General features: G+C 47.8%; 1 protein-coding gene. It reads right to left on the bottom strand.

Features of this window, described 5'->3' with window-relative positions; translation table 11 throughout:
• A partial coding sequence (locus AC1DUO_RS26050; protein ID WP_477989630.1) for a substrate binding domain-containing protein occupies positions 1-603 on the bottom strand: 603 nt, incomplete at both ends.

The raw sequence follows: 603 nt of genomic DNA, 5'->3' as shown, positions 1-603 counted from the left end.
ACGTAATCCGGCAACACAGAGATGCCAGCACCTTCTCTCACCGCTTCACGGACCGCCAGTGTGTTATTAATGAATATCGAGGGCTGAACGTTGACACTTTGTTGATCCGATCCATTCAGCGTGAAATGCCACTGAGAAGGTTCACGCAGAGCTGTATTGGCTATAAAAGGCAGTGGTTTGATATCTTGTGGTTTATTAATTTTTTTTACCTGCGGCTGCATATTGCGCGGGGCTATCAGCAGCTGCCGGAAGTGCCCGATTTTTCTTGCCTGCAAATGTGAGTCATCTAACCAACCCACACGGATGGCTATTTCTATATCTTTGGCCACGATATCAAACTTGTTATCACTTATCACGGCATCAACTTTGCAGTCTGGATAGCGCTGACTGAATGCCGTGATAGCTGGAACGACGACGCTGATCCCATAGTCAAAAGGGGCTGTCAGCCTCAATGTCCCAGAGGGCTCAGCCACCAGTGCGTCTAACTCTGCAAAGGCTTCCTCTGTTTCACGTAGAATAGACGCACAGTGCTCATAAAAGACTTTTCCCGCATCCGTTAAACGAATGGTACGAGTAGTACGGATAAGAAGAGTGGTGTTCAAC

It is taken from the genome of Rahnella sp. P4_A8 (assembly GCF_056402435.1).
This window is presented reverse-complemented; position numbering and strand designations above follow the sequence as displayed.